The organism is Hathewaya limosa, from assembly GCF_030815255.1.
GTDB classification, from domain to species: Bacteria; Bacillota; Clostridia; order Clostridiales; family Clostridiaceae; genus Hathewaya; species Hathewaya limosa.
On sequence record NZ_JAUSWN010000007.1, the window covers coordinates 71,913 to 88,904 of the forward strand.

13 protein-coding genes and 2 riboswitches are annotated in these 16,992 nt (G+C 27.6%); all 13 genes read left to right on the top strand.

Annotated elements, in window-relative coordinates; translation table 11 throughout:
• The first annotated feature begins 404 nt into the window (after positions 1-404).
• The 13 genes from QOZ93_RS05410 (at position 405) to cbiD (ending at position 16,978) form a co-directional block, all read left to right on the top strand.
• The gene (locus tag QOZ93_RS05410; protein ID WP_307355424.1) at positions 405-1,421 is read left to right on the top strand and encodes an ABC transporter substrate-binding protein; all 1,017 of its coding nucleotides are present in this window, start codon (positions 405-407) and stop codon (positions 1,419-1,421) included.
• A complete protein-coding gene (locus QOZ93_RS05415) occupies positions 1,421-2,341 on the top strand; it encodes an ABC transporter permease (RefSeq protein ID WP_307355425.1) in 921 nt (306 codons plus the stop codon). Before QOZ93_RS05410 ends, QOZ93_RS05415 begins: the two co-directional genes overlap by 1 nt.
• Positions 2,334-3,128: an ABC transporter ATP-binding protein gene (locus tag QOZ93_RS05420; RefSeq protein WP_307355426.1), complete on the top strand. Its 795-nt coding sequence runs from the start codon at positions 2,334-2,336 to the stop codon at positions 3,126-3,128. The genes QOZ93_RS05415 and QOZ93_RS05420 overlap by 8 nt, the downstream gene beginning before the upstream one ends.
• 266 nt (positions 3,129-3,394) lie before the next feature.
• Positions 3,395-5,008 (top strand): ABC transporter substrate-binding protein, encoded by a 1,614-nt coding sequence (locus QOZ93_RS05425; RefSeq protein ID WP_307355427.1) that lies wholly within the window; start codon positions 3,395-3,397, stop codon positions 5,006-5,008.
• A 172-nt stretch (positions 5,009-5,180) separates the two neighbouring features.
• A complete protein-coding gene (locus QOZ93_RS05430) occupies positions 5,181-5,846 on the top strand; it encodes a hypothetical protein (protein ID WP_307355428.1) in 666 nt (221 codons plus the stop codon).
• A 134-nt stretch (positions 5,847-5,980) separates the two neighbouring features.
• Positions 5,981-6,159: riboswitch (cobalamin riboswitch) on the top strand.
• Positions 6,160-6,673: 514 nt separating this feature from the next.
• On the top strand, positions 6,674-8,536 hold the full coding sequence (locus QOZ93_RS05435; RefSeq protein ID WP_307355466.1) for a 3'-5' exonuclease: 1,863 nt from the start codon (positions 6,674-6,676) through the stop codon (positions 8,534-8,536).
• A 389-nt stretch (positions 8,537-8,925) separates the two neighbouring features.
• Positions 8,926-9,107, top strand: a riboswitch (cobalamin riboswitch).
• A gap of 203 nt (positions 9,108-9,310) precedes the next feature.
• A complete protein-coding gene (locus tag QOZ93_RS05440) occupies positions 9,311-10,150 on the top strand; it encodes a sirohydrochlorin cobaltochelatase (RefSeq protein WP_307355429.1) in 840 nt (279 codons plus the stop codon).
• Between the two features lie 82 nt (positions 10,151-10,232).
• Positions 10,233-11,753: a cobyric acid synthase gene (locus tag QOZ93_RS05445; protein ID WP_307355430.1), complete on the top strand. Its 1,521-nt coding sequence runs from the start codon at positions 10,233-10,235 to the stop codon at positions 11,751-11,753.
• Between the two features lie 17 nt (positions 11,754-11,770).
• Entirely contained in the window at positions 11,771-12,742 is a 972-nt protein-coding gene (cbiB, locus tag QOZ93_RS05450) for an adenosylcobinamide-phosphate synthase CbiB (RefSeq protein ID WP_307355431.1), read from the top strand.
• A gap of 2 nt (positions 12,743-12,744) precedes the next feature.
• On the top strand, positions 12,745-13,815 hold the full coding sequence (locus QOZ93_RS05455) for a pyridoxal phosphate-dependent aminotransferase (protein WP_307355432.1): 1,071 nt from the start codon (positions 12,745-12,747) through the stop codon (positions 13,813-13,815).
• A gap of 15 nt (positions 13,816-13,830) precedes the next feature.
• Entirely contained in the window at positions 13,831-15,165 is a 1,335-nt protein-coding gene (locus QOZ93_RS05460; RefSeq protein ID WP_307355433.1) for a cobyrinic acid a,c-diamide synthase CobB, read from the top strand.
• A gap of 63 nt (positions 15,166-15,228) precedes the next feature.
• Positions 15,229-15,855, top strand: a complete 627-nt coding sequence (locus QOZ93_RS05465) for a precorrin-8X methylmutase (protein ID WP_307355434.1) — start codon at positions 15,229-15,231, stop codon at positions 15,853-15,855.
• 46 nt (positions 15,856-15,901) lie between these two features.
• Complete coding sequence (cbiD, locus tag QOZ93_RS05470; RefSeq protein WP_307355435.1) at positions 15,902-16,978, top strand: cobalt-precorrin-5B (C(1))-methyltransferase CbiD; 1,077 nt, start codon at positions 15,902-15,904, stop codon at positions 16,976-16,978.
• Positions 16,979-16,992: the final 14 nt, after the last annotated feature.

Below are 16,992 nucleotides of genomic sequence, written 5' to 3' on the forward strand. Positions count from 1 at the left end.
AAAAAGTTATTTTTACTTTGAATGAAAATAATGTAGATATAGTAGAATTGATTTATAAACGTAGAATGGTAGTTTGAAGTAGAAGAGTAGTTTAGTAGAACAATTTTTATTTGTATAAAAGTTGTGGTAGAATAATTAAATTTTTATGTAGGGTATAGCAAAGTAGCTATATAGTGGTTTAAAAATTGTAGGTTTTTGTAGAATGGTAGGAGATAATAAAAAATAACTATAATTATTTATAGATGGGAGCAGTAAAAGTATGCCCTTTTATAGATTTTTATAAGTTTATTTTATTTTGACAAAACTTATCTCCTTACATGGAGATTTTTTTATTTTATAAAGTAAAAAATCTAAATAAAAACCTATTATACAAATTAATAATTAAATATTTGGAGGATGGTAGTATGGTAGGAAAGAAAATTTCTAAGTTAATCGTATGTTCAAGTTTAGTATTGACATGTCTAGGACTAACTGGATACTCAAATTCCAGTTCATCAAAAGAAAACAAAAATAAAGCGGGAATGAAAACTATAGGAATTTCCCAACTAGTAGAGCATCCGGCCTTAGATTCTTCGAGAGAAGGATTTATAGAGGGATTAAGGGAAGAAGGCTTTGTAGAAGGGAAAAACATCTTAATAGATTTTCAAAATGCCCAAGGAGATATTGTTACTGCAGATACTATAGCAAGAAAATTTGTAGGTGCTAAAAAAGATTTAATATTTGCAGTTTCAACCCCATCAGCACAAGCGGCATATAATTGCACAAAAAAAACTCCAATAGTTATGACAGCAATAACAGATCCTGTTGCAGCAGGAATAGTTAAATCTATGAATAATACCCAAACGAATGTTACAGGAACATCAGATAGAACACCAATAAAGGATCAAATTAAACTTCTAAAAAATATTTTACAAAATACAAAAAAAATAGGAGTAATTTACAATACTAGTGAAGCTAATTCAGAAGCACAAGTTAAAGAATTGGAAAGTGCTTGTGAGGAGTATTCAATAAAAGTTATAAAAAAAGGTGTTACAGCAATAGGCGAAGTACCACAAGTTATAGGATCATTATTAGATGAAGTTGATGTTTTATATACGCCAGCAGATAACATGATAGCATCTTCTATGGCTGTGATAACCCAAAATGCTATGAATAAAAAAATACCTGTTTTTGGAGCTGAAAAAGCTCATGTAGAAGGTGGAGCATTTTTAACTTTAGGTGTTAATTATAAAGAATTGGGAAGAGAAACGGGAAGAAAAGCGGCTAAGATTTTAAAAGGGAAAAAGGCAAGCGATATTCCTGTAACCTTACAAAAACAATTTCAAATAGCAGTAAATGAATATGTTATAGGTAAAATGAATATAAAAATGCCTAAAATCATTATGGATAAAGCTATTAAAGTTGGCGGAGGTGTAAAATAATGAATTTCTTTTTAATAAGCACTATAGAACAAGGATTTATATTTGGACTAGTTGCATTAGGGGTATTTATAACTTATAGAATATTAGATTTCCCAGATTTATCTGTAGACGGAACATTTCCTTTAGGAGCAGCTGTTTCAGCTTTATGTTTATCTAGTGGTATGAATCCATTTTTAAGTTTAATTTTTGCTATTATAGCAGGATTTATAGCAGGTGGAATTACAGGGCTTTTACATGTTAAATTAAAAATTACTAACCTTTTATCTGGTATTTTAGTTATGATAGCACTTTATTCTATTAATTTAAGAATAATGGGAAAACCTAATGTACAACTATTTAGCTTGAAAAAAGTTTTTGATTATGAATTTTTTAAAGTAGAAGGACTTAGTTCGTTTTTTATTATAGTTTTATGTATAATCCTATTTAAAGTTTTATTAGACTTATTTTTGAAAACAAGGTTAGGATTTTTATTAAGAGCTGTAGGAGATAATGAAAGTCTAGTTACATCTCTAGGTGTGGATAAAGATATTATAAAGGTATTCGGGCTTATGCTATCTAATGGTATAGTTGCCTTTGCAGGAGCGTTAATGGCTCAATATCAAGGATTTGCGGATGTTACTATGGGTACAGGTACTGTAGTTACAGGACTTGCATCTGTAATTATAGGTTCTACTTTCCTAAAAAATATTGGAGGTATGAAAGGAACAACTATTGCTATAGTAGGAGCAATGTTATACAAAATCATAATAAGTTTAGCTTTGAGTGTGAAATGGTTACAACCTTCAGACTTGAAATTAATAACGGCTGTAATAGTAGTTATGATTCTTTCATTAAATAATACAAATTTTAAGTTATTCAATAGAAAAGAAAAAAATGTTTTAAAAAATAGAAATTCAGATGGTGGTGATTTAGTTGCTTAGTATACAAAATTTAAGAAAAACTTTTAATAAGGATACTGTAAATGAAAACGAGATTTTTAAAGGTATAAATTTAGAAGTAGAAAAAGGAGATTTTATTACTATAATAGGAAGTAATGGTGCCGGAAAGTCAACTTTATTAAATATGATTTCTGGAGCTATATCTGTAGATGAGGGAATCATAACATTAGAAGGTAAAAATCTTAGTAGATTAAAAGAGTATAAAATAAGCAAAGAGATAGCTAGAGTTTATCAAGATCCTAAAAAAGGAACATCACCATCTATGACAATATTAGAAAATTTATCTATAGCAGATAACAAAGGTAAGTGTTTTGGTTTAAGTTCCGCTATAAATAAAAAAGATGAAAAAAGGTTTAAGGAACTACTAGCTACCTTAGATTTAGGATTACAAAATAAAATAAATAATAAAGTTGGTCTTTTATCAGGCGGACAAAGACAAGCCTTATCTTTAATAATGGCAGTAATGAAATCACCTAAATTACTATTATTAGATGAGCATACAGCGGCACTAGATCCTAAAACATCTGAAAAGATAATGAAGATAACAGAGAACGTTGTTAAAGAAAAAAATATTACCACACTTATGATAACTCATAATTTAAAACATGCTATAGAATATGGAAATAGATTAATAATGATGCATAGAGGAAAAATAATTTTTGATTTTAAGGGTGAAGAAAAGAAAAGTTTAACTATGGAAAAGTTGCTTTCTTGTTTTGAGAAAACAGGTTCAGAAGACATGGTAAGTGATCGTCAGTTATTTTCATAAAATAAGATATAATACAAATAACCTTAAAGGTAGTGTTCTTTTAAGGTTATTTATTGTAAAAAACTAAAAGTATAGTTAATTTATATACAAGATTATTAGTTATCTATAAAATTTTTCAATGATTAAAAAAAACCTCATAGTAATTTTCTATATAAGGGATTTTGTGTTGAATTATGGAAAATAAAAGTATATACTTTGTTTTGTTTGTGATAGGTATTGAAAATGGTATAAAAAGTTTTAAAGAAAATTTCATGGGGTGAGAAATTATGAAAAAAAAATTAATAGCTTCTTTAATAGCTTTAACGTTAGGAATTTCTTTAGTAGGATGTTCTAGTAATGCTACCGTTAAGAATGATACATCAAAAGAAAAAAAAGCTAAAGTAGAAGAAAAAACTGAAGGTAAAATCAAAGAAGGCGGGAATTTTATATTTTCTGCTTCAACAGATCCAACGTCTTTAAATCCATTTTTTCAGTTAAATAGAGTTACATTTACAGTAAATAATATTTTATATGATCCTTTATTTGTACAAGATGGAGATAAAACAAGATATTATCTTGCTAAAGATCTAAAAGTTTCTGATGATATGCTTACTTATACTCTAATATTAAAAGATAATTTAAAATGGCATGATGGTAAAAAAATTACTTCCGATGACATCGTATTTTCAATTAAAACCGTCCAAGATAAAAATCAAAATATAAGTTCTAGAGATGGCTTTGTTGTTGGGGGAAAAGATGTACAGGTAACAAAAAAAGATGATTTGACTGTTGAATTTAAATTATCTCAAGTATATACTCCTTTTAAAGCTTCATTAGAAGGATTCAAACCTATTCCAAAGCATATTTTTCAAGGGAAAAAGAATATAGAAAAGGATGAAGCATCAACTTCAAAACCAGTAGGGTCAGGTCCATTTAAATTTAAAGAATGGAAAAAAGGAGAGGCTTTAACCCTTGCAAGATTTGATGATTATTATGGTGGAAAACCTCATTTAGATAATGTTATTTTTAGAATAGTATCAGATAAAAATTCAGCACAAGCAGCTTTTCAAAATGGAGAAATAACTGCATCTTATCTAACAAATGAAAATTATAATAAATTTTCTAAGGATGAAAATTTCAAAACATATACATTTGATGAAAATATGTTAAATTATTTAAATATAAATAATAAAACAAAAGGTTTGGATAAAAAAGAAGTAAGACAAGCTATTGCATATGGCTTAAATAAGGAAGAACTTCTAAAGGCTGATTCAGGAACTTTAGATAATATTAAACCTGCATATTCTTGTCTAACTCCTCAAACAAGTTGTTATACAGATGAGGTTGAAAAATATAAGTATGATCCAGAAAAAGCAAAAGAATTATTAAAAAAATCAGGAACTTCTAATTTAAAAATAAATATTAATTACATGTCTGGTAGTGAAACAGATAAAAAATTAGCACTTTTAATCCAACAACAACTAGGAGACATTGGTATTAAAGTTAATCCAATAGGTGTAGATTCTGAAACTTATTTTGCTAAAACAGGTGGAGATAAACCAAGAGATTATGATATAGTAACTAATGCCTATGTAATGGGGACAGAACCAAGTGCATATTATCCAGCATTTGAAACAAATAATCCATTTAATGCTTCTTGTTATTCTAATCCAGAAATAGATAAATTATTTAAAGAGGCTAAAATAGAAGTAAATGAGGGAAAAAGAAAAGAACTATATGAAAAAGCTCAAAAAATTATAGCAAATGATGTAGCTATATATCCATTGGATTATTCAATTTCTAAAATAGCTACAGTTAAGAATTTAGGTGGCATAAAGGAAGCTAAACTAGTTCCTATTTATATGTTTGAAGATATGTCTAAGTTATATTTTACTGAATAAATTATTGTAAAAATATATGAAATAAAAAAAGACTATTTTGCTTAAGTGTGAAATAGTCTTTTTTGTAAAAAAATGTTTTTAGATTTTAGAGTTTTTTTGGTATATTTAAATAAGGAAATTTAATATGGTTAATAAATAGGTAAGATACAATCTATTCGTAGGAGGACTATTTATGAGTTTAGGATTGATAAATAATGAAAACGTACAAAAGGTAAAAAAGATTTTAATAGAAGAGAATTTAAAGGACAATATCATAATAGAAAAGGATAAGTTAGAATTACAATTAGGAATAGATGAATTGACAATGGCAATGGAAGCAAGTTACCTGGGAAGTTGTTATTTTAGAATGTTCGGAAGATCCTTTAAATATAATAATGATGTTGAAAATATGAAAATAAAAGATAAAGCCTACAGAATGTTTATGTGCGTTGGTCCATGGAAAAAACAGAATAAAGAATGTGAATCATATGTGGTTTTAGGTGCAAATTATAAACAATTCGGAAATGGTTTTTCAGAGTTAGATTTATCAGATTGCCTAGAGGATGATGAATACATATATATAGTAAAAAATCTTTCTAAGTTAGCAGGAGCATCAGCTATTACTAGGTTAAATAAAGGTATTAAGTCTGATAGGGACAAAAAGTACGAAAGACGTCGTATGTTAGTTTCACAATTAAATTTTGAAACACTAGATTATGATAAGTCTGAATGGCTTTGTATAGCAAAAATAAATAAAAGTGAATTAGAAAATAAAGAAAAGTATAATGAAATTCTAAGAAATTTTTTAAATAACTTTATAGAATATTCTTTAAAAGTAGAAGAAATAATAAGTCAATAGGTTAATTAAAGCTTATAAGTATTTTTGTACTTGTGAGCTTTTTTATATAAGAATAAAATTACGAAAAATATTGACAAGATAAATAATTAAGAGTAAAATTAAGACAATCAGAAAACAAATCAAAGAATTAAATTTAATAAAACAATATTTTAGGTGCCTTTTAAAGGATAATAGGGAAGATTGGTGAAAATCCAACACGAACCCATCACTGTAAGCAAGGACGACGCTTGATAAAATCACTGAATTAACTTTGGGAAGATAAAGCGAAGGAAGATTTGTAAGTCAGGATACCTGCCTTAAATGTTTGTAATTAGTGCGAAAGGGGATGAGTAGCGACTAATTGGTGAAGATTTTGTACAATGTGCTTATATGAAGATAAAATGGGAGTCTTTAGCAGCGTGGCTAAGAGACTTTTTTTATTGCACAAAATCATATGTATCATTATGATCTCTATAAAATTAATGTTATAAAAATTCTACAATGATGTAGAATAAGTTATCAAAGAAGATAACAAAGACTAAGGTTTAATAAAAAAAGATAAACAATTAAAAACTAAGGGATAATTAAAAAAGCTTGTTTATATTAAAACAGACTGAATCATATGGTTCAGTCATTTTTTTTGTCTTCTTAAAATAATGAAAGCATTTATAATGAAATTATTTTTGAATAAAATCGTTGCATATCAGGAATTGTTTTATCTGTAATCCTTTATTTATATAAAAAAAGATCGATATAATAAAAGTTATGTTGAAAAATTTCGAACTATATTTATTGTGTGAATATAATAAATGAATATTGACGAAGGATGGTGAAAAGCTTTGGCTATAATGATTCCTGATAGTATTAGTAACTTAGAAAATGTTACTATTGGCGAAAAAAAGGTATTTAAGATATTAAAAGAAATATTACCTGAAGAATACATATGTTGGTTTGAATTAAGAGTAAATAAAAAATATCCAGACTTTATTATTTTAGGACCAGATTTAGGAATTGTAGTTTTAGAAGTTAAAGATTGGGAAGTAGGATCTATACAAAAAGCTGATCTTAATAAATTTGAGTTAAATACTCTAGGAAGTTGTACAAATCCCTTAAGACAAGCTAGAGATTATATGTTTCATATAGTGAATAAATTAAAACAAGACAGCTTTTTAGTTCAGAAGGTAGGCGAATACAAAGGAAATTTGAAATTTACATATGGATACGGAGTTGTGTTTACTAAAATAAATAAAAAGAGTTTTAATACAGTAAAACTAAATAATTTATTTGAACCAGAGATTGTATTACTTCAAGATGATTTAAATAATATAGAAAAGAATAGAGATAGTAAATTACTAAAAGATATCTTAAAGAATATGTTGCCTACAAAATTTGAATTTGAAAAATTAAATCAAAGTACTATAAATAGGATAAGAGGAAACTTATTTGAAGAAGTTAAATTATCCCAAGATAATAATGAAATTTTTAAAGTAATGAATTTAGAACAAGAAAATTATGCTAAGGCATTAGGTTATGGACATAGAATAATAAGAGGGGTTGCAGGAAGTGGAAAGACTGTAATTTTAACTTGTAGAGCTAAATATTTAAAGGAAACACATAAAGACTGGAATATACTAGTTCTATGCTATAATAAAACTTTAGCTGCATTTCTTAAAAATTCTATAAGTGGAACAGAAGAAACTAATAATATTGAAGTAATTCATATGCATGGATGGATTAATAAACTATCAAAAAAAATAGGATTTAAAACGGCTGTTTATGATGAGGATATTACCAATAATATTTTACAAATTAATGAATCTATAATAAAAGAACTTCCTAAATATGATGCTATTTTAATTGATGAGGGACAAGATTTAGAAGCGGAATGGTTTAGATTTATAGTTAAAAATTTAAGAAGTCCAGAACATAGTCATCTTGTAATTGCATTAGATGGAGCACAAAATCTTTATAATAGAAAATATACATTTAAGTCTTTGGGAATAAAGGCAGTTGGAAGAACAATTATACTAAAAGAAAATTACAGAAATACAAGAGAGATTTTAAAATTATCTAATAACATCTTAATGGATAATGTAAAAAGTTGTGGTGAAGATGATAATGATTTTATAATTGAAACTAATTCAATTATAAGAAGTGGTGGAACTCCGAAAATAGTTCAATGTGAAAATTTTCAGGATGAGATAGAACATATAATCAATAATATTATTGATTTAAAAAGAAAAAATATACAATATGGAGATATGGCTATTTTATATCCCTACGGAAAATATAAAGGTATGGAATATGCTAAAATAATTAGAGAAAAATTAAAAGAGAAATCTATAGAATATGATATATTAAATAAGGATTATAATAAGTATAGTTTTAACACAGATAAAAATAGATTAAACATATCTACTATATATAGTGCTAAAGGATTAGATTTTTCAGTAGTTTTTATATGTGGAATTAATGATGGATTGCTAAAAAGAAAAGAAGCATCAAAAAAGTTGTTATACGTAGGAATGACAAGAGCTAGAGATATATTAAATATAACATATAGTGTTAAAAATGAACTTACAGAATTGATAACAAAAGATTATAAAGTATTATATGAGGTTAATGAAATAGAGGAAAAAGATATACAGAAAGAAAAAATAAAAGATGAACCTAAAGGCTTTTTAAAAAAATTAATTAACATGTTTAAGTAATAAATATTAAATTATATTGTAACAAATATTTTGATATTAAATTGAATTAGGTGTGAAAATAAAAGATTTAAAAAATAAAACTATTTTTAAATCTTTTATTTTTTAATGTAACTTAAAAATAATGAAAAGCTATTATATTAATGAATAAAGTATATTAAGCTTGTAAAACTAATCTTAATATGTATGAAAGAAATTTTAATTACTTTCATATATTGAGTTTATACGATATTGTATCTAAATTTATAAAATTTGTAGATTGTTTTATAATTTATAATGGAAAATTATTTTTACTTAAAAATAGTAATATTGACATGAATATAAACTTAATATAAACTTAATATATAAGAATAAAATGTCTTAATTAGGTTGAAATTAAAATGAAAAACTTAATATATAAATAAATTTTAGGTTTCTTATAAAAGATGAAAAGGGAAAGTGGTTTAAATCCACTACAGCCCCCGCTACTGTAATTGATGACAAACTTTGCATTACCACTCTTAAAATTAAAAGGGGAAGGGCAAAGGGAGAGTGAATCATAAGTCAGGAGACCTGCCTAAAGTTTTAGATATCTGCATTCGGTGGGAATTGCAAGTCTAAAAATAAAGATAAATTTTATACCATAAGATAAAAAATAGAAATATTAAAAATAAGTATAAAATTATAGAAATATTTTTGGAATTCCTCAACTAATGTTGAGGTTTTTTTATTTATACAAATAGAAGAGGAATTAGAGGACCTAAAATATAGCATTACATTTTTAAGGAGGGTTTTATTATGAAAAAAGCGATTTTAGTGGTTAGTTTTGGAACAAGTTATGAGGAAACAAGAAAAGCAACTATTGAAGCTATAGAAAATAAAATAAAAGATATCTATAAAGATTTTGAGATAAGAAGAGCGTTTACATCTCATATTATTATAAATAAATTAAAAAAAGTATATAACATGCAAGTTGATACTCCAGAGGAAGCATTAGAGAAGTTGGCTAAAGAAGGATTTGAAGAAATTATGGTTCAACCTCTTCATTTGATACCTGGGGAAGAATTTGATTATGTAAAAAATACAATTACTCATAAGTATAAAAAATTATTTAAAAGAATTGAAGTTGGCAGACCTCTTTTATATTTTAAAGGTGAAGATGATGAAATGCCAGATGATTATACATTAATGGCAAGAGCATTAAAACATCAAATAAAAGATGGAGAAACAGTACTATTAATGGGTCATGGTTCTGCACATTATGCAAATGCTGTTTATGCATGTTTCCAATGTGTACTTCAAGATGAAGGAATGAACAATGTTTATATTGCAAATGTAGAAGGATATCCTTATATAGATAGAGTAGTTGGATTAATGAAAAAACAAGGGATAAAAGAAGTTACCCTAATGCCATTTATGTTAGTTGCTGGAGATCATGCACAAAATGATATGGCAGGAGATGATGATGATTCGTTTAAATCTATATTGGAGTCAGAAGGAATAAAAACAAAAATATATATGCATGGACTGGGTGAAAATGAAAAGGTTCAAAACATATATCTAACTCATCTTCAAGATGCTATAGACGAAAAATATAAAAATTTAGGTAAAACTAAAAAAGGCATGGGAAAAAAATAAAGATTATATATATATATGTATAAAAAGGTTAAGGGTTTATAAAATTTATTTAGCTTAGAATGAAAGGAAGCGACTGTGGGTTATGGCTAGAATAATGTTACAAGGAACAGGTTCATCAGTTGGAAAAAGTATTTTAGTTACTGCATTATGTAGAATTTTAAAACAAGATGGTTATAAGGTTGTTCCGTTTAAGTCACAAAATATGAGTTTAAATTCTTATATTACATTAGATGGAAAAGAAATGGGAAGAGCTCAAGTACTTCAAGCATATGCTTGTGGAATGGAACCAGAAGCTTATATGAATCCTATTTTACTTAAGCCAACTGGAGATAAAAAATGTCAAGTCATTGTTAATGGTAAAGTGTGGGGCAATACTACAGCAATGGAATATCATAAAATGAAACCTCAATTTAGTGAAATGTTAAAAAAACAATTTGAAGAAATGGAGAGCCAATTTGATGTGGTTGTTATGGAAGGTGCTGGTTCCCCAGCAGAAATTAATCTAAGAGAAAATGATATTGTAAACATGGGAATGGCAGAACTTGTAGATGCACCGGTACTTTTAGTTGGAGATATTGACAAAGGAGGAGTTTTTGCATCTCTTGCAGGAACGCTTTTACTTTTCAATGAGGAGGAAAAGAAGAGAGTAAAAGGTACTTTAATTAACAAGTTTAGAGGAGACGTAGAAATTTTAAAGCCAGGACTTACAATGCTTGAGGATATAATACATAAGCCATCTTTAGGAGTTGTGCCTTATTTTAAATTAGATTTAGAAGATGAAGATGGAGCGGTAAATTTAAATAAGAAAATAACTGCACCTATTGATGTTGTTGCAATTAGACTTCCACATGTTTCAAACTTTACAGATCTTGATGCATTGGCAATGGAAGAGGATATATCAGTAAGATTTGTAGATAAAAAAGGAGAACTTGGAAATCCTGATTTAGTTGTTATCTTAGGAAGTAAGAATACAATTGAAGATTTAAAATTTATAAGAGAAGCTGGAATTGAAGAAGAAATTAAGAATTATGCTAATAAAGGTGGCATGTTAATTGGTATTTGTGGTGGATACCAAATTCTTGGAAAGTCCTTAAAAGATCCTTATAAAACAGAATCAGATCTAGAGGAAATAGAAGGAATGGGACTTTTAGATATTGAAACTATTTTTGAAAAAGAAAAGGTGACAACAAGAGTTGAAGCTACAAGTATTAATAAAAGTGTTAAAGAAACACCTTTCCACAGTTTTAAAGGTGATATATATGGTTACGAAATTCATATGGGAGTATGTACTTATGGGGAACATGCAACACCGTTTTTCAATATAGAGAAAAGAAATAAAGAGACTACTAACTCTTTTGATGGCGCAGTAAATGATGAAGGAAATGTTATGGGAACCTATATCCATGGTGTTTTTGATGGAGTTAATTTTAGAGAACATATTTGTAATATTTTAAGAAATAAAAAAAATATTCAAGTTAGAAAATCAGCAGTATATGAAAATATAAGAGAAAGAGAATTAGATAAACTTGCAGATATAGTTAGAAAATCAGTTGATATGGATGCAATATATAAGATTATCAAAGAAAGTAATAAAAGTAAGTAATAAGGAAGTTGATATAAATGTATTATGCGTTAGATATACTAGCTGCTATTATAATTGATTGGATAATAGGAGATCCTTATGGATTTCCACATCCCGTAATATATATAGGAAAGCTTATTTCGGCTCTTCAAAAAAAGGCTAGAGCTTTGAGTAAAGATAATAATAAACTTTTAAAAGCCTTAGGTGGAGGAATTGTTTTAATAGTAGCTTCTTTAAGTTTTTTAATTCCTTTTTTTCTTTTATACTTTACAAGAAGATATGTTGTTTTACATCATATTCTAAATATAATTATTCTTTGGACTACTATTGCTTGTAAATGTTTAAAAAATGAGGCTAAAAAGGTTTATACTGAACTTGAAAAAGACGATTTAAAAGAAGCGAGAGTTAAACTTTCTTATATTGTAGGAAGAGAAACATCAAGTCTTACAGAACATGAAGTTATAAGAGCAGATGTGGAAACAGTAGCTGAGAATTCAGCAGATGGAGTTATTGCACCAATATTTTATGCTATGATCGGAGGACCTTATGGTTCAGCATTTGCCATGATGTATAAGGGGATTAATACTATGGACTCTATGCTTGGATATTTAACTGAGAAGTATAAATATATAGGATTCTTTCCAGCTAAAGTAGATGATCTATTTAATCTTATTCCAGCTAGAATTACAGGAATTTTAATTTCGCTTTCAGCACCTATAGTTAGGGGGAATGTATTAGAAAGTCTTAGAATTATGATAAGAGATAGAAAAAATCATAAAAGCCCTAATTGTGCTTATCCAGAGGCTGCTGCTGCAGGGGCTATGAAAGTGCAATTAGGAGGAACTAATACTTATTTTGGTGAAGTTATAGAAAAACCAACTATAGGTGATAAGATTAAAGAATTAGGAAAACAACATATAATAGAATGTATTAAACTTATGTATACATCAGAAATATTACTTTATATAATATATTTTATTATAATTTTACTTTGTTGGAGGATTAAATAATTATGGTACATGGAGGAGACGTTTATACAGAGGGAATCTTAAAGGGAAAAGAACTTATAGATTTTAGTTCAAATATTAATCCGTTAGGAGTTCCTGAAAGTTTTAAGCTTCATGTAAATGAAGGTGTGGAAGCTTTAGTACGTTATCCAGATATTAAATATAGAAGACTTAAAGAAGCATTAAGTGAATATGCTGAAATAAATAAAGATTATTTGGTATTAGGTAATGGGGCAGCAGAACTTTTAGATTTAGCTATAGGAAGTGTAAAATCTATAGCTTTAGTAGTACCGTCTTTTGCTGAATATGAATTAAGTTGCAAAAAATGGAATGTTTCAATAAAATATATTCATCTTCAAGAAAGAAATATAAAAGACAAATTATATGAAAAATATATTGATTATAATGATATAATTGAGGCATTAAAGTATAATGAAGCACTAATGATAGCAAATCCTAACAATCCTAATGGTTCTATTATAGAAAAAAACAAATTTAAGGATATATTAGAATATGCAGAGGAAAATAATAAAATACTTATAATAGATGAAGCTTTTATTGAATTTGTTGGAGATATAAAGCTTTCACTTAAAGATTATGTGGAGAAATATAAATGTCTTTTTATTGTAAGAGCTTTAACTAAGTTTTTTGCTATGCCAGGTATTCGTTTGGGATATGGGTTTTCTTCAAATGAGGAATTTTTAAATACAATAAAGAAAAAACAAAATCCGTGGAACATAAATTCTTTTGCAGAAATTGCAGGAGTATATGTATTGAAAGATAAAGAATATATAGAAAATAGCTTAAAATGGATCAAAAATGAAAGGGATTTTATGATAAATTCTCTTCTAAAAATTAAAGTTATAAAAAAAGTATATAAAACACATGGAAATTTTGTTTTAGTGGAATTAGAAGAAAACTTAGATTGTAATAAATTATATGAAAAGTTGTTTGAAAAATCTATTTTAATTAGAAAAGCAAATAACTATGTAAATCTTAACGATAAATATGTTAGATTTGCTATTAAAGATAGAGAAAAAAATAAGATTTTAATAGAGGCTTTAAAGGATCTTTAAAGGAGGAATTTAAAAGTGAAGGCTATAGTACTTTCTTCAAATAGCAGTGGTGGAGGAAAAACAACGGTTACACTAGGGCTTATGAAGGCACTTAAAAATAGAAATTATAAAGTACAAGGATATAAGGTAGGACCTGATTATATAGATCCTGCTTTTCATGGAAAGATTACAGGAATTCCTTCTAGAAATTTAGATTTATTTATTATGGGAGAAGAGGGAGTTAAGGCTTCCTTTAGTAGAGGAAATGGAGATTTAGCAGTAGTAGAAGGTGTTATGGGATTTTATGATGGAAAAGGAATTGATACAGAATGTTCTACTTATGAAGTTAGTAAAACCTTAAATCTTCCTACAGTACTTGTAATATCGCCTAAAGCTCAAGCTGCTACACTTTGTGCAGAATTAAATGGTATTAGAGATTTTAGAAATGCTGATATAAGAGGAGTTATTTTAAATAATATTAGTAGTTCATATTATACACTTTTAAAACAGGCAATAGAAACAAATTGTAATTTAAAGGTGTTTGGCTACTTACCTAAAAATGAAGAGTTAAAATTAGAAAGTAGACATTTAGGGTTGGTGCAAAGTAGTGAAATAGAAGATTTAGATGAAAAAATAGATCTTTGTGCAAAACTTTTAGAGGAATATGTTGATATAGATGATCTTTTAAAAGAGTTTAAGGAAGTAGAAAAATATGAAGATAAATTTCATTTAGAAAATAAAAACTTAAAAATAGGTGTAGCTATGGATAAGGCCTTTAGTTTTTATTATAGAGAAAATTTAGAACTTTTAGATGAAATAGGAGAAATTATTTATTTTTCACCACTTAGTGATAAAGAATTACCTAAGAATTTAGATTTTTTATATTTAGGTGGAGGATATCCTGAGGTGTTTTATGATGAGTTAAGTAAAAATACTTCAATGCTAAAATCTATAAAAACTGCTTTAGAAAATGGTTTAAGATGTTATGCAGAATGTGGTGGAATGATGTATTTAACTAACTTTATTTATAAGGATGGGGAAGATACTAATGTTCAGAAAGAATCTTTAGTTTCTTTCTTTAGTGGAAATTCTTATATGACAAAACGATTACAAAATTTTGGGTATGCGCAGGTTTCTATAGATAAAAAAAATTCTATGTTACCTGAAGGGCTAAAAATAAAATGTCATGAATTCCATAAATCTTATGTAGATAATAAGGAAGATGCTATTTATACAGTTAGTAAGGTTAATTATTTAGGTAAGCTTAAAACATGGAATTGTGGATATATAAAAAATAATACATTAGGAGCATATGCTCATATTCATTTTTTTAATAATCTAGAGTTTTTTAAAGCAATAATTAATCTATAAATGTATAGTAAACACAAGAAAAAATAATTTGTTTAGAATTTAAATCATAAAGGAGATAAAATTATGAGTTATATAAAAAAACCTATGGATATAGAAAAAAGAAGTTTTGAAATAATAGGGGAGGAAATGGGACCTCATAATTTTGATGATAGAGAACTTTCTATTATAAAGAGAGTAATTCATACCACAGCAGATTTCGAATATAAGGATATTACATATATAAGAGAAGGCGCTATAGATAGTGCATTAGAAACTTTAAAACAAGGAGTTACTATTTATACAGATACAAAGATGGCCTTATCTGGAATAAATAAAAAAGCATTAGAACAATTAGGATGTAAGGTTATATGTTATGTAAGTGAACTAGATGTTGCAGCTATTGCAAAGGAAAGAGGAATTACTCGTTCTATGGCTGGTGTTGAGAAAGCAGTAGAAGATGGTGCACAAATTTTTGTGTTTGGCAATGCACCGACTGCATTATTTAGATTAAAAGAACTTATGGAAGAGGGAAAAGCTCATCCAAGTTTTGTTGTTGCTGCACCTATAGGTTTTGTTGGAGCTGCTGAATCTAAAGAGGAATTTGAAACAGTTAATATGCCTATGATTACTATTAGAGGTAGAAAAGGTGGAAGCACGGTTGCAGCTTCTATTATGAATGCTTTAATGTATATGATAGTAAAAAGAGACTAATTAACTATTTAAAAGTTAAATTCTTAAACCAAAAGAGGGAAAAAGAATGCTAGATTTATATGTATATAGTGAAGGCAAAAAGCTAAGGTGTGGTTATACTACAGGTTCCTGTGCTGCGGCTACAGCAAAAGCTGCTACACTTATGTTATATGGAACCGAAGATCTTTCAGAAATTACTATAGATACACCTAAAGGTATAAAAATTACGATTCCTATAGAAAAAGTTAATAGACAGAAGGAATATGTAGAGTGTTGTGTTTTAAAAGATGCCGGAGATGATCCAGATATTACTAATGGCCTAGAAATATGGGCTAGAGCAGATAAAAAAGATACAGGATATACCTTGAAAGGTGGAAAAGGTGTAGGCATGGTTATGGGTGAAGGGTTATATGTTCCTAAAGGTGAATGGGCTATTAATCCAGAACCAAGAAAAATGATCGAAAAAGAAGTTAAAGGAGTTCTTCCTGAAAATTGTGGGGTTGAAATTACTATTTCAGTTCCAAAGGGGGAAGAAATAGCTAAAAAAACTTTTAATCCTAGATTAAACATAATAGGAGGAATTTCTATTTTAGGAACTACAGGTATTGTAACTCCTATGTCAGAAGAGGCTTTAAAGGATTCTGTAAAATTAGAAATAAATCAAAAGTTTGCAAATGGTGTTAAAGAACCAGTGCTTATTTTCGGAAACATGGGAGAAGATATGTGTAAGGAATTAAATATAGATTCTAACAAATTAGTTACCATGTCTAACTATGTTGGTTTTACCTTGGAATGTTGTGAAAATCTAGGAATTAAAAAGATTACTATGGTAGGACATATAGGAAAGATGTGTAAAATATCTGCTGGGTGTTTCCAAACTCATAGTAGAGTATCCGATGTAAGATTAGAGGTTTTGGCATTAGAACTTGCCTTAATGGGTGCACCTAAAGAACTCTTTGAAAGAGTATATAATGAAAAAACCACAGAGGGTGCAGTAGCCATAATTGGAGAAGAATATAATGACGTTTATGATAGAATTGGGAAAAAAATAAAGAATAGAATTAAAATCTATTCTCATGATACTATAGAGGCGGAGATTGCTCTTTATTCTATGAAAAAAGGAATATTATATAAATCCTTTTAGATATTTAGTAAGAT